Source organism: Nostoc sp. DSM 114167 (assembly GCF_052692655.1).
On sequence record NZ_CP195116.1, the window covers coordinates 391,020 to 411,520 of the forward strand.

The 20,501-nt window shown below is 41.0% G+C and carries 20 protein-coding genes and 1 tRNA gene; 14 read left to right on the top strand and 7 right to left on the bottom strand.

Going from position 1 to position 20,501, the window contains the following annotated elements; translation table 11 throughout:
• Positions 1-19 precede the first annotated feature (19 nt).
• The 9 genes from NSTC731_RS01665 (at position 20) to rfbD (ending at position 10,289) form a co-directional block, all read left to right on the top strand.
• Positions 20-1,600: a glycosyltransferase family 4 protein gene (locus NSTC731_RS01665; RefSeq protein WP_445629337.1), complete on the top strand. Its 1,581-nt coding sequence runs from the start codon at positions 20-22 to the stop codon at positions 1,598-1,600.
• A gap of 32 nt (positions 1,601-1,632) precedes the next feature.
• Positions 1,633-2,556 carry a glycosyltransferase family 2 protein gene (locus NSTC731_RS01670; protein ID WP_445629338.1) on the top strand — a complete coding sequence of 308 codons (924 nt, stop codon included), beginning with the start codon at positions 1,633-1,635 and terminating at the stop codon, positions 2,554-2,556.
• The gene (locus NSTC731_RS01675; protein WP_445629339.1) at positions 2,553-3,728 is read left to right on the top strand and encodes a glycosyltransferase family 4 protein; all 1,176 of its coding nucleotides are present in this window, start codon (positions 2,553-2,555) and stop codon (positions 3,726-3,728) included. Before NSTC731_RS01670 ends, NSTC731_RS01675 begins: the two co-directional genes overlap by 4 nt.
• A gap of 264 nt (positions 3,729-3,992) precedes the next feature.
• Positions 3,993-4,964, top strand: coding sequence for a GDP-mannose 4,6-dehydratase (locus NSTC731_RS01680; protein ID WP_445629340.1), 972 nt, complete (start codon positions 3,993-3,995; stop codon positions 4,962-4,964).
• Between the two features lie 8 nt (positions 4,965-4,972).
• Positions 4,973-6,133 carry a glycosyltransferase family 4 protein gene (locus NSTC731_RS01685; RefSeq protein WP_445629341.1) on the top strand — a complete coding sequence of 387 codons (1,161 nt, stop codon included), beginning with the start codon at positions 4,973-4,975 and terminating at the stop codon, positions 6,131-6,133.
• The gene (locus NSTC731_RS01690; RefSeq protein WP_445629342.1) at positions 6,133-7,227 is read left to right on the top strand and encodes a glycosyltransferase family 4 protein; all 1,095 of its coding nucleotides are present in this window, start codon (positions 6,133-6,135) and stop codon (positions 7,225-7,227) included. Before NSTC731_RS01685 ends, NSTC731_RS01690 begins: the two co-directional genes overlap by 1 nt.
• A 109-nt stretch (positions 7,228-7,336) precedes the next feature.
• Positions 7,337-8,413 carry a glucose-1-phosphate thymidylyltransferase gene (locus NSTC731_RS01695; protein ID WP_445629343.1) on the top strand — a complete coding sequence of 359 codons (1,077 nt, stop codon included), beginning with the start codon at positions 7,337-7,339 and terminating at the stop codon, positions 8,411-8,413.
• 113 nt (positions 8,414-8,526) lie between these two features.
• Positions 8,527-9,072 (top strand): dTDP-4-dehydrorhamnose 3,5-epimerase, encoded by a 546-nt coding sequence (rfbC, locus tag NSTC731_RS01700; RefSeq protein ID WP_445629344.1) that lies wholly within the window; start codon positions 8,527-8,529, stop codon positions 9,070-9,072.
• A gap of 332 nt (positions 9,073-9,404) precedes the next feature.
• Positions 9,405-10,289: a dTDP-4-dehydrorhamnose reductase gene (rfbD, locus tag NSTC731_RS01705; RefSeq protein ID WP_445629345.1), complete on the top strand. Its 885-nt coding sequence runs from the start codon at positions 9,405-9,407 to the stop codon at positions 10,287-10,289.
• A gap of 45 nt (positions 10,290-10,334) precedes the next feature.
• Here the strand turns inward: rfbD and NSTC731_RS01710 are convergent, their stop codons facing one another.
• Positions 10,335-11,075 carry a 2-phosphosulfolactate phosphatase family protein gene (locus NSTC731_RS01710; protein WP_445629346.1) on the bottom strand — a complete coding sequence of 247 codons (741 nt, stop codon included), beginning with the start codon at positions 11,073-11,075 and terminating at the stop codon, positions 10,335-10,337.
• Between the two features lie 329 nt (positions 11,076-11,404).
• Between NSTC731_RS01710 and NSTC731_RS01715 the strand changes: the two genes are divergently transcribed.
• Both NSTC731_RS01715 and NSTC731_RS01720 read left to right on the top strand, forming a co-directional pair.
• A complete protein-coding gene (locus NSTC731_RS01715; protein ID WP_292721488.1) occupies positions 11,405-11,824 on the top strand; it encodes a BlaI/MecI/CopY family transcriptional regulator in 420 nt (139 codons plus the stop codon).
• A complete protein-coding gene (locus tag NSTC731_RS01720) occupies positions 11,824-12,663 on the top strand; it encodes a M56 family metallopeptidase (protein WP_445632256.1) in 840 nt (279 codons plus the stop codon). The genes NSTC731_RS01715 and NSTC731_RS01720 overlap by 1 nt, the downstream gene beginning before the upstream one ends.
• On the opposite strand, the gene NSTC731_RS01725 is transcribed toward NSTC731_RS01720, so the two are convergent.
• From NSTC731_RS01725 to NSTC731_RS01750, 6 genes are all read right to left on the bottom strand, one after another.
• Positions 12,660-12,848: a hypothetical protein gene (locus NSTC731_RS01725; RefSeq protein ID WP_445629347.1), complete on the bottom strand. Its 189-nt coding sequence runs from the start codon at positions 12,846-12,848 to the stop codon at positions 12,660-12,662. The genes NSTC731_RS01720 and NSTC731_RS01725 overlap by 4 nt on opposite strands.
• Before the next feature lie 153 nt (positions 12,849-13,001).
• Entirely contained in the window at positions 13,002-13,286 is a 285-nt protein-coding gene (locus tag NSTC731_RS01730) for a hypothetical protein (protein ID WP_445629348.1), read from the bottom strand.
• 25 nt (positions 13,287-13,311) lie between these two features.
• A tRNA-Asn gene (locus tag NSTC731_RS01735) sits at positions 13,312-13,383 on the bottom strand.
• Between the two features lie 147 nt (positions 13,384-13,530).
• Positions 13,531-14,079 carry an NYN domain-containing protein gene (locus tag NSTC731_RS01740; protein ID WP_445629349.1) on the bottom strand — a complete coding sequence of 183 codons (549 nt, stop codon included), beginning with the start codon at positions 14,077-14,079 and terminating at the stop codon, positions 13,531-13,533.
• 481 nt (positions 14,080-14,560) lie between these two features.
• Positions 14,561-15,238 carry an ABC transporter ATP-binding protein gene (locus tag NSTC731_RS01745; protein ID WP_094352150.1) on the bottom strand — a complete coding sequence of 226 codons (678 nt, stop codon included), beginning with the start codon at positions 15,236-15,238 and terminating at the stop codon, positions 14,561-14,563.
• Between the two features lie 13 nt (positions 15,239-15,251).
• Complete coding sequence (locus tag NSTC731_RS01750; protein WP_012410874.1) at positions 15,252-15,524, bottom strand: hypothetical protein; 273 nt, start codon at positions 15,522-15,524, stop codon at positions 15,252-15,254.
• Positions 15,525-16,050: 526 nt separating this feature from the next.
• Here NSTC731_RS01750 and psbD point away from each other — a divergent pair.
• The 3 genes from psbD to NSTC731_RS01765 all read left to right on the top strand — a co-directional run bounded on the left by psbD (position 16,051) and on the right by NSTC731_RS01765 (position 20,396).
• The gene (gene psbD / locus NSTC731_RS01755; RefSeq protein WP_322694081.1) at positions 16,051-17,106 is read left to right on the top strand and encodes a photosystem II D2 protein (photosystem q(a) protein); all 1,056 of its coding nucleotides are present in this window, start codon (positions 16,051-16,053) and stop codon (positions 17,104-17,106) included.
• Positions 17,107-17,895: 789 nt separating this feature from the next.
• Positions 17,896-18,177 (top strand): 4a-hydroxytetrahydrobiopterin dehydratase, encoded by a 282-nt coding sequence (locus NSTC731_RS01760; RefSeq protein ID WP_445629350.1) that lies wholly within the window; start codon positions 17,896-17,898, stop codon positions 18,175-18,177.
• A 488-nt stretch (positions 18,178-18,665) separates the two neighbouring features.
• Entirely contained in the window at positions 18,666-20,396 is a 1,731-nt protein-coding gene (locus NSTC731_RS01765) for an iron uptake porin (RefSeq protein WP_445629351.1), read from the top strand.
• Positions 20,397-20,501: the final 105 nt, after the last annotated feature.

Here is a 20,501-nt window from a genome sequence, read left to right on the forward strand (position 1 = left end):
TGAATATATTAATGACCATATGAGCGAATTAAAATCATCTCTAAAAATTGCTATAGATTTAACTCCTCTACGACCTGGTGGTGAAAATGGAGGTGCTAAAATTTTAGTATTGACACTACTCACACAATTTCAAAAGTTAGCTCCTCATCACTATTTCTTGCTCCTTACAGCTCCTTGGAATCATTTAGAATTAGCCCAATACGAGACTAAAAGGATGGAGCGACTATTAGTTCCTAATTTAATTAATGCACCTAAAAAACAGAAATGGGGGATTTTATCTAGACTGGGAGAAAAAGTATTTAATAAAATTAACTTGAAATTCAATAAGTTTATAGGCTCTAGCTCTCTACTGAAAAAAAATAATATTGATTTATTATTTTGCCCTTTTTCTGCACCAACATATGCCGAAAAAGATATTCCGCTAGTAGCTATTGCTTATGATTTACAGCATTTAGACTATCATTTTTTTTTTACTGCTCAAGAACAGCAACATCGAACAAAATTTATAGTTGAGCTTCTTAATAAGTCTCAAAAAATCATTTGCATTTCAGATTTTACACGCCAATCATTTATCAAGCATTTTAAAACGCCCCCCGATCAACTTGCTGTTGTACCGATTTCTATTCATGAACGCCTAGTTGAATTAAATGAAAGCACTGTTATAGAGCATCTCAGCAGTATAGGTTTAGCAGGACGAAAATATGCATTTTATCCTGCTAACTATTGGCCACACAAAAACCATCGTATACTCTTAACAGCCTATGGAATATATAAAAAACAGTTTCCAAATTCATTTTTAGATTTAGTTTTTACAGGTGCATTAGAACATGAAGAAAATAACTTAAAGGAAGCAGTAGACCTTATGGGTTTGAGCGAAAATATCATATTTTTAGGATTTTTAAATCAAGAGATATTAACAGCTGTTTGGCAAGGTTGTCAATGTTTAATTTTCCCTTCATTATATGAAGGATTTGGGATTCCAACTTTAGAGGCAATGAAATTTGGTAAGCCAGTATTATCTAGTAATGCTGCTAGCTTACCAGAAGTTGGAGGAGATGCCGTTATCTATTTCGATCCTCGAAAACCAGATGAGATAGCATCATGTTTGGCAAAGATTAGCGGTAATCAATTATTAGTTGAACAACTGGTCAAAAAAGGGTTTCAAAGATTAGAGCTATTTGATGGTAAGGAAATGGCTTGCCAATATTTAAGTATATTTGAAAAAGAGGCTTTAAATCAAAAGACATTAGTTCAAACCATGATTTCTGGCATTTATGATGATGGTTGGTCAGCACCTGAGTTTCATATTTCCATAGAGCCAGGTTTGTCAGGACGAACTCTAGAGATTTTGTTTGAAACTCCTGAATTTTATCCAACCTCTAAAGCCACGATAAAATTACGCACTAAAAAGAGAAAAGCTTCTTACAATTGCCTTCGGGGCGAATCACAGAAAGTTATTTGGCCACTTTTGCCTACAGGTGAAGTGGTAACAGTGCAAATATCGCCTAGCTTTCAACCTAGTCAACTAAATCTGAACTCGGATCAACGTCGGCTTGGGTTAATGGTGCGCCATTGTCAAGTAAACTTAGTTGATGGGTAATCTACTTCAATTTTAGCATTAGAGAGTGTGGTGTGAACTTGAAATTTAGCGTTATTACACCTTCTTTTGGTCAGGGTTGTTTTATAGAAAGAACTATACAGAGTGTGCTATCTCAACAATTGGCAGATACAGAAATGGAGTATGTAATCTGTGATGGTGCTAGTACCGATGGGACTGTAGAAATCTTAAGAAATTATGAGAAGTACATAAAGTGGGTTTCAGAACCTGATAAAGGACAAGCAGATGCCGTTAATAAAGGTATCGCTATGACCACAGGTGACATAATTGCTTGGATTAATTCTGATGATATTTACTATCCAGGAACTTTTAAAGTAATTAAAGAAATTTTTGAATCTTATCCCAATGTACAAGCTATATATGGTGATGCCGATCACATTGATGAACAAGACCGAGTTATTGAAGCTTATCCGACTGAGGATTGGAATTATCAACGTTTAATCGAAACTTGTTTTCTCTGCCAACCATCCGTATTTTTCCGCCGTAATCTAGTTAAAAAATATGGCAACTTGAATGATTCTCTCAAGTACTGTATGGACTATGAGTTGTGGCTTCGTTATGCGAAGAATACACCATTTCATTATATACCACGCAAGCTTTCTGGTTCTCGCCTATACAAGACTAATAAAACACTGGGTCAACGGATAGCTGTGCATTATGAAATAAATAATATGATGCATTCCAAATTTGGAAATGTACCAGATAAATGGATTTTTGCTTACGCACACGTAAAGATAGAAGAGACTTGGAAGTTAGACAGAACAAAACCTATTCAAAACATGATTTTTGTGAATGCACTAATTTTTAATAGCCTGTGGTCATTTTATCATTGGAAAAAATCGATTTCAATCAATGCATCAGTCAAGATGATTTGGTGGTTAATTGCTGCCAATATATTTTTGATTAAAAATTTAGTTTTACTATTGAAAAGGTTATGAAAATTGGTTTTGATATTAGTCAAACTGGAAAATCCAAGGCAGGATGTGGATATTTTGCTGATAGTCTTATAAAACATCTAGTAAATTGCAACAACAATAATGAGTATTTCCTTTACTCAGCATTTGGAAATACTTTTTGGGACCCAGAGCATAGAATTAGCACGTGCCGCTTTAATAAAAGTAATTGTACTCATTTACTAGATAATTTTTCACATCATGAGTCTCTAGCTTTTTGGAGTAGTTCAGCAGCAATTGATGAAGAGAAATTAGGGAATCCAGATGTTGTTCACGGGAATAACTTTTCATGTCCTCGTTTTAATTCTGCTCGGTTGGTTTATACTCTATACGATCTGAGTTTCCTCGATCATCCAGAATATACTTCTGAAGAAAACCGATGGAATTGTTTTAATGGTGTTTTCAGTGCATCAATGCAAGCCGACTTAATTATTGCTATTTCTGAATATTCTAGACAACGATTTCTGGAAATATTTCCCCACTTTCCAATAGAAAGAACTCGTGTAGTCTATTTAGGAAGTCGTTTTCAGGATGGTGATGAAGAAAAACCGGTTGCTAACCTTGAACCCGATCATTTTTGGCTTTCTGTAGGTACTTTAGAACCAAGGAAAAATTTACGCCGGACTTTGTTGGCATATAAGAAATATATCGATATTTATAACGATCCTAAACCTTTGGTTTTAGCAGGAGGGCAAGGATGGTTAGAAGACGATCTTGAAAGTTTCATTGTTAGTATAGGCTTGACTAAGCATATTCGTAGACTAGGGTATGTGGATGATGATACACTAAACTGGCTATATAAAAATTGTTGGGCATTTGTTTATCCATCAATTTATGAAGGATTTGGATTGCCAGTTTTAGAGGCAATGAATCTTGGCGCAGCTGTTATAACTTCTAATACTACGAGTTTACCTGAAGTTGGCAAAGATGCAGTTTTATATGTAGATCCTACAAATGAAGCTGATATCGTGGCAGGATTTGCAAAACTTCAAGATGACAAATTGCGTCAGGTGTTGAGGTTTAATAGTCCAAGACAAGCTAATAATTTTTCCTGGTCGAAAGCAGCAAAGCAAGTAACTCAAGCATATATAGATGTTTTAGAACTTCCTAAAAAAACTTCTGAAAAGGAGATTAAAAAACAATTTTTTATGAGCTAAATATAGGAATTTGACTCTAGCGTAAAAACGCTTAAACTAAATTTATTGTTTATAAAAGCTCATTCTCATTAGATATTTTTCACTATCGGCAGTAATACAACTTTGGCAACTGTTGTGGTCTTACTTGAAATTACAAAAATATCATAAATAGAGTATCTACTGCTTAATTGTAAAATAAAGTTCGTGATTTGAACTAAATAGTTTGCCATCACATATAGTGAATAACCTTTTAAATTTTATTTTTTTAACAATAGGATTATAACTGTGACTAGAAAAGCTCTCATTACCGGCTTAACTGGACAAGATGGCTCTTATCTTGCTGAACTATTACTAAGCAAAGGCTATCAAGTCTTCGGCTTAGTCCGCCGCTCAAGTTCCAGTAATCTTGAGCGCGTCAATCATCTTTCTGGCGATATCCAAATTCTTTCTGGCGATCTTTTAGATCAGTCATCATTAATGGATGTGATTACGGAAGCTCAACCTGACGAAATTTATAATCTCGCCTCTCAAAGCTACGTTCCTCTCTCTTGGACACAACCTGCTCTTACTGCTGAATATACAGCTCTAGGTGTCTCCCGCCTCTTAGAATCTATTCGTCGCTGCAAACCAGATGCTAGATTCTATCAAGCATCTAGTAGTGAAGTTTTTGGTCAACCTGATGAATCGCCTCAAACTGAACGCACCGCCTTTCGTCCGCGCAACCCTTACGGTGTTGCTAAAGCATACGCTCACTGGATGACTGTCAACTATCGACAGAAATACAACCTTTATAACTGTTGTGGTATTACTTATACTCACGAATCACCTCGACGTGGGACAGAATTTGTATTTCGCAAAATCACGCACGCAGCTGCTCAAATTAAATTAGGTTTAGCAAATGAACTAAAATTAGGTAACCTAGATGCTCGTCGTGATTGGTGCTACGCCAAAGATGCTGTTTACGCTATGTGGTTGATGTTGCAACAAGCACAACCTGATGACTATATCATTGCTAGTGGTGAAACTCACTCTGTCAGAGAACTCGTTGAGTGTGCTTTTAACAGCGTTGGTCTAAACTGGCAAGATTATGTCTCAGTTGACCCTGCTTTTTATCGCTCTGATGAACCTGTGCAGTTAGTTGGTTCGATTAATAAAATTAAGACAAAGTTAGATTGGCAGCCTCAGCATTCTTTTGAGCAATTGGTTGAGTTAATGGTTGATTACGATCTAAAAAAATTGAGCAACGGCGGAGCTTAAATATTCTGATGCTAAAAGTTGTAGTTGATGCCACTCCAGTGGATTCAAAACCCAGTGGTGTTGGTTTGTATATTGCTAATTTAATATGCGCTCTTGATGTATTACAAAAAGAGGAAAATTTTCAGTTAGGAGTAGTCTATCAACCAGGATTAAAAAATTGGCTTCGGGGTAACTTCATTTTTCCTGAATGCTTTAAAAATTCTTCTCAACAGTATCTCTTGCCTTTACCTGTAAGAATCTCAGATTTATTATTAGCTTTAGCTTTTAAACCTAGTTTATCTTACTTGGAAAAATATTTTGGTTTTCCAGATATATTACATGGGACAAATTACTCAGTTTATCCCTGTCAAAATAGTTTAAAGGTAATGAATATATACGATCTGACTTTTATTAAATATCCTAACTATACAGATTCAGTCGTAAAAACATATACAAAAAGAGTAAAGCGATGTTTACAGTGGACAGATTTAGTTTTAACTATTTCAGAAAGCTCTAAAAAAGATATTATTGAATATTTGCAAGTAGACCCAGAAAAAGTCTATGTTACACCTTTAGCTAGTCGCTACTATCCTAATTACTTATCTGAGGAAGTTGCCCAAATTCTAGAAAAACAAACTAATTATGATTTTTGCAAGCCATATCTACTTTTTGTTAGCACAATAGAGCCAAGAAAAAATATTAATAATATAATTACAGCCTTTAACTTTTTAAAAGAAAAATACAAAATTGAACATCAATTAATATTGATTGGTAGGAAAGGATGGAATTACGAACCGATATTTGCAGCTATTGAAAATTCGCCTTGGGCAAACCAAATTCATCATCTTAATTACCTATCTAATGAATTAGTTGCATTATTTTACTCTAAAGCTGATGTCTTCGTTTATCCATCTCATTACGAAGGGTTTGGTTTGCCCGTATTGGAAGCAATGACTTTAGGTGTTCCTGTGATTAGTTCTAATACTTCTTCAATTCCAGAAGTTACAGGAGATGCTGCTATATTAGTTGACCCTAATAACCCTATCGAACTAGGGGAAGCAATACTGAAAGTAATTAGTGATTCTCAGTTCCGCCAAGAATTAATTAATAAAGGGAAAGCCAGAGCAAAATTATTTTCCTGGGAAAGAACGGCAAAAGAAACATTAAACGCTTATAGAACCATTATTTAATGAAAATAGTAGATAATACCTCTGCCAAACAATTAATTATTAACTTATCTATTCTCTTATCTCAACCAACAGGTATAGGCAACTATGCTCAAAACCTTTTTCCTTATTTAAAATCTTTGCAACCCACTCTATTAGTAGCGCAAAAATATCCCGATTTTGACTGCTATCCAATCCCGTCAAATTTAACCCCAGACCACGGTACAAAAGGTCATTTAAACCGCCTTATCTGGACGCAATTTCAACTACCACAAATATATAAAAACCTTAAATCGAGTCTTTTATTCTCTCCGCTCCCAGAAGCACCCCTTTATAGCAATTGTCGTTTTGTTGTCACATCTTTTGACATGATACCGTTGCGTTTTGCCAAACCATTCTCACCACTCACACCCTACCACCGCTACTACACTCCTCAAGTTCTTAAGCAAGCGCAACACATTATTTCTATCTCTCAGACTACGGCTAAAGACATCACCGATTTTTACGAAATTCCCGCCAGCAAAATTACTGTGATTCCTTTAGCGCACGATCGCACTCACTTCCTTCCTCTCAATCTACCTACCCGCAACTACTTTCTCTATATCGGCCGCCAAGACCCTTACAAAAACATCCAGCGACTCATCAGTGCTTTTGCGGCCTTACCTAACTGCAAAGACTATGAACTATGGTTAGTAGGGCCAATTGATTCGCGTTACACCCCGACTTTAAAAGTGCAAGTTGCAGAATTGGGTGTAACTAATCAGGTAAAGTTCCTTGACTATGTTCCTTACAGCGAATTGCCAAAAATAATTAATCAAGCGATCGCTTTGGTTTTTCCTAGTCTTTGGGAGGGTTTTGGTTTACCTGTTCTCGAAGCAATGGCTTGTGGTACTCCCGTCATTACCTCCAATCTCTCCTCTTTACCAGAAGTGGCTGGCGATGCGGCGATTCTAGTCAATCCCTACAACACCGGAGAAATTACAGAGGCGATGCAGGCGATCGCTACTAATTCAGAATTGCGATCGCGCCTTTCTAGACAAGGTATTACTCACTCTCAACAATTCAGTTGGGAAAAAACAGCAAAAGCAACTGTCGAAGTGTTATCCCGTTACATATAAAAGATAAACTAACGTCAGAATTTAAATGCAATGATTTGGGATTTTGTCAAGTTTTCAGATTATCTTGACTAATGACTTGTAATTAATCCTAAATCCTGATGAAAGCAGTATGAAAGCACTAATTCTTTCTGGCGGTAAAGGCACACGGTTACGTCCCCTCACCTACAGCGGGGCAAAACAACTTGTACCAGTTGCTAACAAACCTGTTTTATGGTATGGCATTGAAGAAATGGTCGCGGCTGGTATTACTGATATTGGCATCATTATCAGTCCAGAAACCGGGGCAGAAGTCCAAGGGAAAACCGGAAATGGAGAATGCTTTGGAGCAAACATCACCTACATCATACAAAACCAACCACTGGGACTTGCTCACGCCGTCCAAGTCGCTCGTCCCTTTTTAGAAGATTCTCCCTTTGTCATGTACTTAGGCGATAACTTGATTCAACTAGGTGAGTTACGTTACTTTCTGCAACAATTTAGCCAACAACAGCCCGATGCTTTGATTCTCTTACGTTCAGTTGCTAACCCTAGCGCCTTTGGTGTGGCTCAGGTAGATGAAACCGGACGGGTATTACAATTAATTGAAAAACCCAAAGTTCCTCCTTCAAATCTGGCATTAGTAGGAGTTTATTTCTTTTCTCACCTAATTTATGATGCGATCGCCAATATCCAACCTTCCACCAGAGGCGAGTTGGAAATCACTGATGCTATTCAATACCTGATTAATCAGCAAAAGCAGGTTGTAGCCCACAATCTCCAAGGCTGGTGGTTAGATACTGGTAAAAAAGATGATTTATTAGAAGCTAATAGATTAATTCTCGATACTTATCTGACAGCATCAGTTGTGGGCGAAATCGATGCCCAAAGTCAGATTATTGGACGAGTCAAAATCGGGGTAAAATCTAAAGTAATTAACTGCACAATTCGGGGGCCAGTAGTCATTGGTAGCAATTGTCATTTAGAAAACTGCTTTATTGGCCCTTATAGTAGCATTGCTAACAATGTCACACTTATTGATACTGATTTAGAACACAGCGTTATTTTAGAAGGTGCTAAAATTGCCGGAATTCATCAGCGCATTATTGATAGTGTGATTGGACAAAGGGCACAATTGAATCTTGCACCCCGTCGCCCTAAAGCTTTGCGATTTATGATTGGCGATGATTGTCAAATTGAACTAACGTGATTTACTTATTCAAAACAAAAAACCACAGTCAAAATCTTAATTCTAATACCTGTAAAATACAAGTATTAAATTACTCTCACAATTAAGACTGTGGCACATTACTTGTAATATTAATGAGCATTGTACATACCAAAATTCCCGAAGTTATCCAACTCGAACCCCAAGTATTTGGAGACGATCGCGGTTTCTTTTTTGAAGCTTACAACCACCAAAGATTTGCTCAACAGATAGGGATTGTTACGAACTTCGTCCAAGATAACCACTCTTGCTCTAAACAAAACGTTCTCCGGGGATTGCACTATCAAATCCAACAACCCCAAGGTAAACTCATTCGGGTTGTTTCTGGCACTATTTTTGACGTAGCCGTAGACATTAGAAAAAGTTCGCCTACCTTCGGTAAGTGGGTAGGTTATGAACTCAGTGCCAAAAACAAACGCTTACTGTGGATACCACCAGGTTTTGCTCACGGCTTTCTGGCACTTTCAGAACTAGCCGAAGTTCTTTACAAAACTACAGATTATTACGTACCCCAAAGCGATCGCACAATTCTATGGAACGATCCAGATTTAGGCATAGATTGGCCCTTGAGTGGGCCACCGATTTTATCAGCTAAAGACCAAGCTGGTAAATCTTTCAGAACTGCTGAAGTATTTGATTAACGTAGTCATTGATCATTGGTCATTGGTCATTGGTCATTGGATTTTGTCAGATACCCAGCCTCTTGCTATACCCTAAGCTTACTTTTATAGTGTGCGGAAAAACTTTGTCTTTCATCGAACTAATTCAAACCAAGTTAAAAAGACGTGAGTTCGACGGCTCTAAAAACCCCATTTCCATTCCTCTCCCCCACTCTTCGAGAGGCTTTGAAACCCTAATTTTTTCGTTGTCAACTAAGAATATTTCTGCCCCTCTCCGCCTCGGAGAGGGGTTGGGGAGAGGTTTATCGAACTCACGTTAAAAAGTGGCGTGGCTTCTCTTGGACAAATGACAAATGACAAAATCAATTTTGCTGATTGGTAGCAATGGTCAAGTGGGTAAGGAACTACAACAAATACTCTCATCTAACAGCAATGTTATCTCAGTAGCACGCCCAACAGTAGACTTTACCCAACCTGATACCCTCCGCAACGTTATCACATCTAAGCAGCCGCAAATTATCATTAACGCTGCTGCTTATACTGCTGTAGACAAAGCTGAAAGTGAACCCGAACTTGCTATTGCTATTAATGCGATTGCACCCCTAATTCTTGCCCAAGAAAGCCAAAAATTAGGAGCTTTTCTAATTCATATTTCAACTGATTACGTTTTTGATGGCAATGGCTGTAGCCCTTACCAGGAAACTGATGCGACTAATCCCTTGAGTGTCTATGGTAAAACCAAACTCGCCGGAGAAGAAGCTATTCAAGAAACTTGCGCCCATCACCTCATTCTCCGCACAGCTTGGGTTTATGGAACCTTTGGCAAAAGTAACTTTGTTAAAACCATGCTGCGACTAGGTGCAGAACGCCAAGAACTCCGTGTTGTCGCCGATCAAATTGGTAGCCCAACTTGGGCGCAAGATATAGCCACTGTTATAGCCCAGACAATTCCTCAATTAACCCCAGAAATTAGTGGCATTTATCACTACACTAATAGCGGCGTTGCTAGCTGGTATGATTTTGCCGTTGCTATTTTTGAAGAAGCACAACAACTAGGCTTCCCTTTGAAAGTTGAACGTGTTGTCCCCATTACAACCGCCGAATATCCCACACCAGCCCGTCGCCCTGCTTATTCCGTCCTTGCTTGTGGAAAAATTTCCGCAATTCTAGAAACTTATCCTCCCCATTGGCGACAAAGACTCCGACAAATGCTTCAGAGTTTGAAAATTGGGCAATAGGGAATAAAGCATTGTTAAGTAAATTTCTTCCCTATTGCCTATTGCCTATCCTTTTTGACTTTTTAATACTCCCGTTTCATTTTGTATGGGCAAGACATCTAAAATATCAGTTTGGGAACAATATTTTAAATCTTCGTGACAGTCAAGACGCAACAATCGTTGGCCGTGACTAGCTTGGTGAAGTAATCCTAATAAGTTATCTTGCCATTGAGAGTAAAGAGCGATCGCACTAATTACTTCATCGTTACCAGCGAGTTCTTCAGGTGACAGCTTGGTTTGTTGCAAAATACTATGAGCGATCGCACCCGCACAAACTGTATCCTCTAAAGAAAAACTACCTTCCCAACCTGAACCGACAATCCACACTGTCTCTGGTTGCTTATCTAAAAGAAATTGCACCACCGCCGCCCGGTTAATCAAAGCTGCTGCTAAGACATTTGGGGAATCTTGTACCCGTTGTAAAGCACGAGTGCCATTTGTAGTGCTGATAAACAAACGCCGCCCTTGTACTAATTCTGGTGTGCAGTCGAGGGGAGAGTTACCCAACTCAAAACCAGCTACTTTCGCACCGCCGCGTTCTCCAGCCCGCAGACGTTTTTCAGGGGGCCATTTTTCGCTAACTTCAATTAACCGATCTAAATCGCTGAATACTTGTACAGCTTCGCCTCCAGATGCCAAGACAGTCGCTATTGTGCTAGTAGCTCGCAAGACATCGACTGCGATCGCACATTCTGGCGCTTTATCCGTTGGAGTCAATTCAGGAGTGTGGTATACGAATAACTTCACGGGCTGGATACACCTGTTTTAATACTACTGCCGAAAATAACATTCTACCTAGTTGGTGTCACTAACTATAGTCACAATTATTCGCAAATAATTTTTTAGCATCAAATATGCACGATGTAACCTATTCAATACAAAAATACTCAAAAAGTCTATTTTTATGCTTTTAGACTTTCATATTTGCGGCACTATCCTGTAATCTAAAACAAGAACAGATTTCTAAAGCTGTATTTGGCATTCCAAGTTAGCACCACTACGCATCCTGACTAAACTTGCCAAATAGAAACTAAAATTTTTCCCTCCACTTTGCTCATCCCAAATCAAAAATCGCTATGGCACCTTTACCCGACTACCGCCCTAAACAACTATCTTTAGGCCCGTTGGAAGCGGAAATTTTAAATATTATCTGGGAGCTTGGTTCAGCCACAGTCAAAGATGTACACGATCGCATCCTCGCCGATCCCAACCGCGAATTAGCGTATACTTCTGTCACCACAGTTTTACGCCGCCTCACTGATAAAGGTTGGCTAGCCTGCGATAAAAAGGAGCGAGCATTCTATTGGCGGCCAATGCTGAGTAAGCAACAATCAGAAGTCATCAAAGCTCACGAGCAGTTACAGCGATTTCTAGCAGTGGGGAATCCCGATGTTGTTGCTGCCTTTGCTGATAGCTTAGATGAAGCAGCTAGCGAACAAATAGCAGCGATCGCTAAACGTATTCAATCTGCACGCCAAGCCAGGGAGGAACAATGATGCATCTGATAATGATTTTGAATGCTTTGGCAGTTGCCTGGTGGTTAAGATCCGCTTGGAATCAACGCCAAGGTAATTGGAGTCTGCGGTGGCAGCGATCGCTATTTTTGTTTCTCTTCCCGCCTTTGCTAATTTTCATGACTGCGATCGCTGTGCTGTTCATGGGGCCTCAAGGACAAATGGGCGGAATGTATACAGGCTCAATTAGCTATTTACTATCATTAATTTATTTGGCATTTTTTGCCATTTCATGCATTAAACTTGCTTTCCAAGGTTGGCAGTCTGTAGAATCTGCCCGTAACTGCCCCTTAGTGAATGTTGGCGATAGACAAGCCAGACTGCTACAAACGGGGGCGCTGTTCGCAGGTCAAATTGGTTTTTGGCAACCAGAACTAGTGGTTAGCCAAGGATTAGTGCAAACTCTCTCACCCGCTCATTTAGAAAGCGTCTTAGCCCATGAGCAAGGGCATCACTATTACAGGGATACGTTCTGGTTTTTCTGGCTGGGTTGGGTGCGTTCTTGCACTGGATGGTTGCCGAATACAGAGCCTTTGTGGGAAGAATTGTTAGCTTTGCGCGAACTTCGTGCTGACGGTTATGCAGCATTGCAGGTAGACCCTCTGGTGTTAGCAGAATCACTTTTATTAGTAGTTAGTAGCGGCCCCATCTTATCGGAAATTTGCTGTGCTGCATTAGGTTCCTCTGGTGCAGATCGCTTAGAACAAAGAGTAGAAGCTCTCTTAGCACCACCAGAACCAACCCCAGAAGCTCAATTACAATCGTGGCATGGCTTTTTGTTGGCGTTTTTACCTCTACTGACTGTGATATTTCATAGTTAAGTTGAATTTAGCAAGCTATTACAACACCAAACTGCGACTATAGCGACATCCATCGTCCCGGTAGCGACATCCGTTGTCTCTGTAGTGACATCCGTCATTCCTGTAGCGATGTCGGTTGCCACATAACGATGAAAATTTTGAATATAGCGGTTCCCAGTTGTATGGAATATAGACCTAACCCTCATCCCCTTCCCTTCTAGCGTTGGGAGTTCATCTTTACGACCGACAAACAGCTTGGGATCTTCAATCTCCCCGCAGCCACAAAAGGATTAGAAGGCAGCGCTCCAGAAGTCATGTAAAGCGTTTATTCTAGTTTCAGCCATTTTAAGTGCAATCACCTAAAAGAAAAGACGCGATAAATCGCCGTCAAGACGAAAGACCGATTTGTAGAGACGGCGATTCATCGCGTCTCCTGCCTTAAACATGGTATTTGAGAAAAATATTTTGGCAAATGGACCAATGTTTACTGCTATAAGTGCAAAACAGACCGTTGATGCGATCGCAAGCAAACGTTGTTGAAACTCCAGCACTTGTTTAGGACAAGCACCAAAAGACCCATGATTCAGAAACGTCACAGCCGAGTCAAGCGACCATAACTCCCCAATGGATAACCTAGAATCCAAAAATTTAAAATCCCAAATTGCTAAACTCCCCAGGCTGGATTCGAACCAGCGACCAATCGATTAACAGTCGATCGCTCTACCACTGAGCTACTGAGGATCGTTCACGATTTATAATCTTAGGGCTAAAAATAGTATTTGGCAAGTACTTTCGCCAATATTTTTTTTAGATAGTTAATTTATAGAAATTTTGCAGCCAAAATCTATTCAAGAACTTAAGCAGAGACTCTTAGATACTAAATATCTACTACAATCCCATTCGTAATTCAGCCAGACGCTGCCGCGCCTTAGCATCAATGGCATTAGCTAAAAACCGACTCTTAGATTGCTTGCGCGTATGATACTTTTGTCGCATCCGGCAGACAGTGGCTTCCACTTCCCCACAGAGTTGTTGTGCTGACAACCATTCAGCCCCATAGCCTTGTATCATCAACTGCTGTGCCCGATCTGATGTAGCAACAATCACACGAGAAATCAAAGATTGGGCTATTTGGTGGCGAAAAGAAGCGCAGGATTTTTCAATATAAGTATCTGCGGTTTGCCCAAAATCAGTGTAATAAACAGATAAAAGCTCAGTAATAATTTCTTTATTACTAGAGGTGTTTTGATATTGGGCATCAAAAACTATCTGAGTTGTGTAACCTTGAAACGCACTATAACCAGTCATTGCTTCCACAAGTTCGCCCCGTGCTGCCTCTAATCCAACGCTATCACGCGTTTTTTTAAGGCAAGGCCAAGCGCCTATTATATTGTAGCCGTCCACTAACAAAACGGCTTGGAGTAAGGAACGGGGCATGGTTTTTAATCACAATTTTCTAGAGTTAACAAAATTCATTCATAAGTTTTATAATAATTGATGCGTAGTCTGTAACACTATGTTACACAGAATAAAAAATACGGCAGCCTCACAAAACTCAAACTTCAGATAGACGCACCAACTTAAAACGCGCCTTTTAAATTAAAGACGCGTTACAGTTCTTGTTAAGCTGTTACGCAAAAAGAAAAGCACATCAACTGGTGAAGGTTGTCCTAAGTCAATTGTCATTTGTCCTTGGTAAACACAAATGACTAATACTTCGGCTTCGCGGTAGTTGAGCGCAGTCGAAACTCAGTACAAGTGACTAATGACTAATGACGGTCTTAACGGAGTTTGTGCAATATGTAGGCGCATTAGCTTAGTATTATTCAGGAATGCTAAATGCAATGAATTTTACTCAGCACTTAGCACTCGGTACTCAGCACGGGCTAAACGCCCCGCTATCGCTAACAGTATTTAATTAAGAAGCTTCGCTGTGTACCTCCATCAGGCGTTGTTTGAGACGTTCGGCTTCACCACTATCTACCAGAGAGCCTTTTTCTAGCAAGAAAGCGCCGTCACAATAATTCAACTCATCTAATCGATGTGTTACCCATAGGGCTGTAATACCTCGACTTTTGACAAGGCGGCGGACACCAGCAACTAAATCCAACTGGCTATCTGGATCTAATAAGGCAGTGGGTTCATCTAATAATAAGACTTCACAGCGACGGGCGATCGCACCTGCGATCGCGACTCGCTGTTTTTGTCCCCCAGAAAGTGCATAAATAGGGCGTCGTTGCAACGTAAGCAAATTCACTGCCCCAAGCGCCTCCTCAACTCTTGCTCTGGTAGCAGCAGGTGGCAACTTTTCTTCCACCAATCCAAAAGCCACATCAGCACCAACAGTTGGCATCACCAGTTGATGATCTGGATTTTGGAAGACAAAGCCAACGGGTTGCAAAACCCGAATTTCGCCAGATTCAGGAGCTAACAACCCCGCTAGCAGTCTCAGTAAAGTAGATTTTCCGCTGCCATTTGTACCCAAGAGCATCCAAAACTCACCCTTGGGTACTTCTAAAGAGCAAGATTTGATAACTTTCTCTCCATTTGGCCAACTGAAATTTAAATCTTTGACCTCAATGCCCACTTGAGCCATTTGTCAACCTTGGTTACTCAGCAGCTACAGCGAAAAAGCCAGGTGGTCTGCCGCCACCAGGGGTTGTACCATCTTTCTGAACAATCTGCACCCCAGAAATTTCACTAGCGCGGACAGCAATTTTTTTCTCTGTCTTGCCTTCGCACTTGAGTTCTACAATGTCAGGGTTCCCAGAACGGATTGCTGCCAAAATTAGCTGATAGACAGCCTCAGCATCCTCTGCTGACTTACGTTGTACGGAGATCGGGAAAGCAGTGTTTCTGATGCTTAAATCGATGGTAAACATTTAGCAATAATCAAATTTAACTGTGGACTCATTTTAGCGTCAGCTGAGTGATTCTAGGGAAATGGAGATTGGGCATGGGGCATTGGGGAGGCAGTGCGGTCTTCTCCCAAGGGGAGACGCTTTAGCGCATAGCGTAGCGTTAGCGAGTCCGCGAGCGTCTGGGGTCTCCCCAAGTGGAGCAACTGCCGTCATTGGGTATGGGAAAGAGGCAGAGGGGGGCACAGGGTGCGGGGCGCAAAGGGGAAAACTCTCCTCCCTTGCTCCCTGCTCCCTGCTCCCCTGCTCCTCAGCCTCTCTGCTTCTGATTCCCTACTCCCCATTTATCACCTCATCTAAATCAAAAAATAAATTTTATGAGAAAACCCCTAGAAAAATTAGCAATTTACACCTAATATAATTAAAGGTGTGTAAAAAATTGTAAACTAGGTTAACAACCCGGTAAATTTTCTGCTTGTAGAAGGCTTTATTTATAGCCGTCTATAATACAGATACAACCTGTACTTATAAAATTTGGAGATTTGCTCTAATGACCATCGCAGTTGGACGCGCCCCCAGTAGAGGGTGGTTTGACGTTCTCGACGACTGGCTCAAGCGCGATCGCTTCGTATTCGTAGGTTGGTCAGGGATATTATTATTCCCCTGCGCCTTCCTAGCACTAGGCGGTTGGCTGACCGGCACCACCTTCGTCACCTCTTGGTACACCCACGGATTAGCCTCTTCCTACCTAGAAGGCTGTAACTTCCTGACAGTGGCAGTATCAACTCCCGCCGACAGCATGGGACATTCCCTATTGCTGTTGTGGGGACCAGAAGCCCAAGGCGACCTCACCCGTTGGTTCCAACTGGGTGGCTTGTGGCCGTTCGTTGCCCTACACGGAGCCTTCGGTTTGATTGGCTTCATGTTACGGCAATTTGAAATTGCTCGTCTAGTAGGTATCCGCCCTTACAACGCTCTCGCCTTCTCAGCTCCGATTGCGGTATTCGTCAGCGTATTCCTGATGTACCCCTTGGGACAATCAAGCTGGTTCTTTGCACCCAGCTTTGGCGTCGCGGCTATCTTCCGGTTCCTGTTATTCCTGCAAGGGTTCCACAACTGGACACTCAACCCCTTCCACATGATGGGTGTTGCGGGTGTATTGGGTGGTGCGCTACTGTGCGCGATTCACGGTGCCACAGTCGAAAATACCTTGTTTGAAGATGGTGATGGTGCTAACACCTTCCGCGCCTTCAATCCCACCCAGTCGGAAGAAACCTACTCAATGGTGACGGCAAACCGTTTCTGGTCACAGATTTTCGGGATTGCTTTCTCCAACAAACGCTGGTTGCACTTCTTTATGTTGTTCGTGCCAGTCACAGGCTTGTGGATGAGTGCCGTCGGCATTGTCGGTTTAGCACTCAACCTGCGGGCTTATGATTTCGTCTCCCAAGAATTGCGGGCGGCGGAAGACCCAGAGTTTGAAACCTTCTATACCAAAAACATTTTGCTCAACGAGGGTATCCGCGCTTGGATGGCTCCTCAAGATCAACCCCACGAACAATTTGTATTCCCTGAAGAAGTTCTACCTCGCGGTAACGCTCTCTAAGAATTCAAATTTGACCATGACTTGAATTAGGGTTGTGGTTGGCGAAAATTGACACACCCAGATAAAATAATCTCCCTGTAATCAGCCGATAAAGTGTCATTTTTCACTATCTGAAGTAATCTCCCATCTAAAAGGTGGGAGATTTTTTATATATTCGTTAATATCTCTAAATTTATGTGTTATGTTAGATGAAGGTTAAGAACCCAGAGTAAATCCTCTGCCCTTTTGAAACTAAGACCGCTTAGGCAACAAGGAGGTGATGCCCATGATAGAAAGTAGTAAATGCATGGGTCATCAGGTTGCAGTTAGCCGGCTGCGCGCCGGGGCTGTTCTCTAAAAGTTAGCCTTAGTTATCTTTGAGATACTAAGTTAGCTCAATTAGCTAGGCAAGCTCGGAGTTCCTTCCGGCAGTCTGGTTGCAACCTGAAGACCCGCTAGACCGCTCTGACTTAGATCATCCGATCTAAATCAGGGCGGATAGTTTTTTATAAATGATTTTTGTTTTATCAATGCTTACTTTTAAAAGAGAGATAGCGATGGCTGCCACGAACAAAGCCAACCTATCTAAGTTATCTTAAAAAGCATAATTATCTTGCGTTAAACCTTGGAGTTTGACCAAATATGAGAAATAGCGTCTATCTGCCAAGTCTGATTTAAATCTAGACATATACATTGTGGCTGAATTTATCCTCCCATGCTTTCTGTGTGGAGAATAAAAGGGGTTTGCCTTTGTCAGATGCAAAATGTAATAAATAAATATATTAACTATAGAAGTAGCAGTTTCTTGATATGGCACAACTACTCACCGAAGCGGAAATTCAAGAACAGGCAAAGGTTCTGTCAGATTGGACTATTCAAGATTCCAAGTTGCAAATTACCCGCACATTCAAAGATTTTATTGAAGCAATTGAGTTTGTCAATAAGCTGGTTGAACCGGCTGAGTCAGCCGGACATCATCCAGATATAGAGATTTCCTATAATAAAGTGAAGATTACACTTACAACATATGATGCAGGCGGATTGACGCAGCCAGATTTTGATGTAGCACGGGTGATTTCCCAGATTGAGTAAGTGATTTCTTTGAAAATCTCTTGCACCAAATTATAGGAACTCACTACGATATAGGGTTTATATCCCCGAGCCAATGTCTTCTAACTGGCGTGAGATTTATACTAGGGTTAAGTGAAAGAAGCGATTTTTGATGGCAAACCTAAGTGTCTAAAGCCTCAGTAATTTAGCCTGTGTAGAGAGCGAATGACCCAAACTCTACTCCCAGCTTAGATATTTAGATAAGTATGTGTGACAGTTATTAAGGCGATCGCTCCAATATTGCCATCTAGATCGGATGTTTTATAATGTTATGATATAAAGATATGTTTTTGCATAAGTTAATCACATCAGTTTTTAACCCAAAGTTAATCGTTTATTAGCTTTGCAAAAACTAGAATTGTAGTAGAGACAACTATGCCTCATCCATAGGTTTCAATGAGATGTCGCATTTTCGAGACTTAGGTGTAAGGAAACCAATATCTAAACAAGGTGTGAGGAGTAAAGGAAAAATGTCTAATCTCTTATGGAAATCCTTAGTGGTTAGCCCAGCAGTTTTGGGAGCAACATTGTTAGTTTCGGCAACAGCAATGGCGGCCCCAAGCACAACCACTGAAGTATCACCAGCCAAACAACTAGGTGTAACTCAAGTTGCCCAACAGCCAGAAATACTGGCTCAAACAACCATAGATCAAGTTAATCGCTACAGCAACGAAGGCAACCAAGGTAATTCTCAGTCTCAAGTAACATCGGTTTCTCAATTTTCCGATGTACAACCTACTGACTGGGCATTCCAAGCATTGCAGTCCTTGGTTGAGCGCTATGGTTGTATTGCAGGTTATCCGAATTCGACATATCGCGGTAATCGTGCTTTGACCCGTTATGAATTTGCCGCTGGTTTGAATGCCTGTTTGGATCGGGTTAACGAATTGATTGCCACAGCAACAGCGGACTTGGTAACTAAACAAGATTTAGCTACCTTACAACGGTTACAAGAAGAATTTTCCGCAGAATTGGCAACCCTACGCGGTCGCGTAGATTCCTTAGAAGCGCGGACTGCTGAATTAGAAGCTAATCAGTTCTCCACAACCACAAAACTGGTTGGTGAAGCTGTTTTTGCCGTCAGTGATGCATTTGGTGGTAACACTGGTGACGCTAACAATACCGTCTTCCAAGATAGAGTACGTTTAGACTTACAAACTAGCTTCACTGGTAGAGACGTTTTACACACACGCCTAGCAGCGGGTAATTCAAATCCCTTTTCAATAGTGGATAACGCTGGTGGTGTTATCAATACTGCTGAAGGTACACAAACATATCAAGTTGGTATAGGCAATGGTAACAACAGTGTTAGAATAGACCGCTTGACTTATGAAGCTCCCATAGGCCCAGCCCAAGTTTACCTCGCAGCTAGTGGCGGACGGCATAGCCAGTATGCTGCTGTCAACAATCCTTACTTTTTTGACAACACTGACGATGGTGGTAACGGCGCTTTATCTACCTTTGCTTCTGAAAGTCCCATCTATCGAATTGGTGGCGGTGCTGGTATAGCACTCAATGTACCCCTTGGTAAAGGTGGCGGTATCCTAGGAAATAGCTCAATCACTGCGGGTTACTTGGCATCCCAAGCTAATAATCCTGGTCTTAGTACAGGTCTGACCAACGGTGATTATGCAGCTCTTGGACAGTTGAACTTTAGTGTTGGCGATCGCTTGGCTTTAGCTGCTACCTACGTCCACGGATATAGTGCCAGTGGTGCTTTATTCGACTCTGGTACAGACGGAGTAACTGGAGCTTTTGATGTAGGTACTGGACAAGCTAACTTTTTAGGTAATGCAGCGGGTATAACCCGATCTAGCAGCAACTCCTACGGTGTGTCGGCTGCGTTTAGGCCTAGCGACAAACTGTCCGTTAGTGGATTCGTCTCTTACCATGATGTTACAGGTGCAGGTGCAGGTGATGATTATCAAGCTTGGAGCTACGGTTTAGGGGTAGCCTTACCTGATTTCGGTAAAAAAGGTAACGTTTTAGGTATTTTTGCTGGTGCAGAACCCTATTCCTTTAACCGCCCAGGTTTTGGTGGCAACAATGATGTACCCTACCACTTTGAAGGCTTCTACAAGTATCGTGTATCGGATAACATCTCTGTAACTCCTGGTGTAATCTGGTTGACCTCTCCTGGTCAAAACAGCGCTAACGATGATGCTATTATCGGTACGCTCAGAACTACTTTCACCTTCTAGAGTGTTGATTATCTGCTGACAAATTTGAACTCTATTTATCCCCGCCATTAGGCGGGGTTTTTTGTTTTCGGTAATAATAATGGATAAACCCCAGTAGTTAACCGG

Bases quoted from the DNA above. Each gene is read 5' to 3' on its own strand.
- NSTC731_RS01665 (WP_445629337.1), top strand. From the start codon at position 20: ATGAGCGAATTAAAATCATCTCTAAAAATTGCTATAGATTTAACTCCT.
- NSTC731_RS01675 (WP_445629339.1), top strand. From the start codon at position 2,553: ATGAAAATTGGTTTTGATATTAGTCAAACTGGAAAATCCAAGGCAGGA.
- NSTC731_RS01685 (WP_445629341.1), top strand. From the start codon at position 4,973: ATGCTAAAAGTTGTAGTTGATGCCACTCCAGTGGATTCAAAACCCAGT.
- NSTC731_RS01690 (WP_445629342.1), top strand. From the start codon at position 6,133: ATGAAAATAGTAGATAATACCTCTGCCAAACAATTAATTATTAACTTA.
- NSTC731_RS01695 (WP_445629343.1), top strand. From the start codon at position 7,337: ATGAAAGCACTAATTCTTTCTGGCGGTAAAGGCACACGGTTACGTCCC.
- rfbC (WP_445629344.1), top strand. From the start codon at position 8,527: ATGAGCATTGTACATACCAAAATTCCCGAAGTTATCCAACTCGAACCC.
- rfbD (WP_445629345.1), top strand. From the start codon at position 9,405: ATGACAAAATCAATTTTGCTGATTGGTAGCAATGGTCAAGTGGGTAAG.
- NSTC731_RS01715 (WP_292721488.1), top strand. From the start codon at position 11,405: ATGGCACCTTTACCCGACTACCGCCCTAAACAACTATCTTTAGGCCCG.
- NSTC731_RS01720 (WP_445632256.1), top strand. From the start codon at position 11,824: ATGCATCTGATAATGATTTTGAATGCTTTGGCAGTTGCCTGGTGGTTA.
- NSTC731_RS01725 (WP_445629347.1), bottom strand. From the start codon at position 12,848: ATGAGGGTTAGGTCTATATTCCATACAACTGGGAACCGCTATATTCAA.
- NSTC731_RS01740 (WP_445629349.1), bottom strand. From the start codon at position 14,079: ATGCCCCGTTCCTTACTCCAAGCCGTTTTGTTAGTGGACGGCTACAAT.
- NSTC731_RS01745 (WP_094352150.1), bottom strand. From the start codon at position 15,238: ATGGCTCAAGTGGGCATTGAGGTCAAAGATTTAAATTTCAGTTGGCCA.
- NSTC731_RS01750 (WP_012410874.1), bottom strand. From the start codon at position 15,524: ATGTTTACCATCGATTTAAGCATCAGAAACACTGCTTTCCCGATCTCC.
- psbD (WP_322694081.1), top strand. From the start codon at position 16,051: ATGACCATCGCAGTTGGACGCGCCCCCAGTAGAGGGTGGTTTGACGTT.
- NSTC731_RS01760 (WP_445629350.1), top strand. From the start codon at position 17,896: ATGGCACAACTACTCACCGAAGCGGAAATTCAAGAACAGGCAAAGGTT.
- NSTC731_RS01765 (WP_445629351.1), top strand. From the start codon at position 18,666: ATGTCTAATCTCTTATGGAAATCCTTAGTGGTTAGCCCAGCAGTTTTG.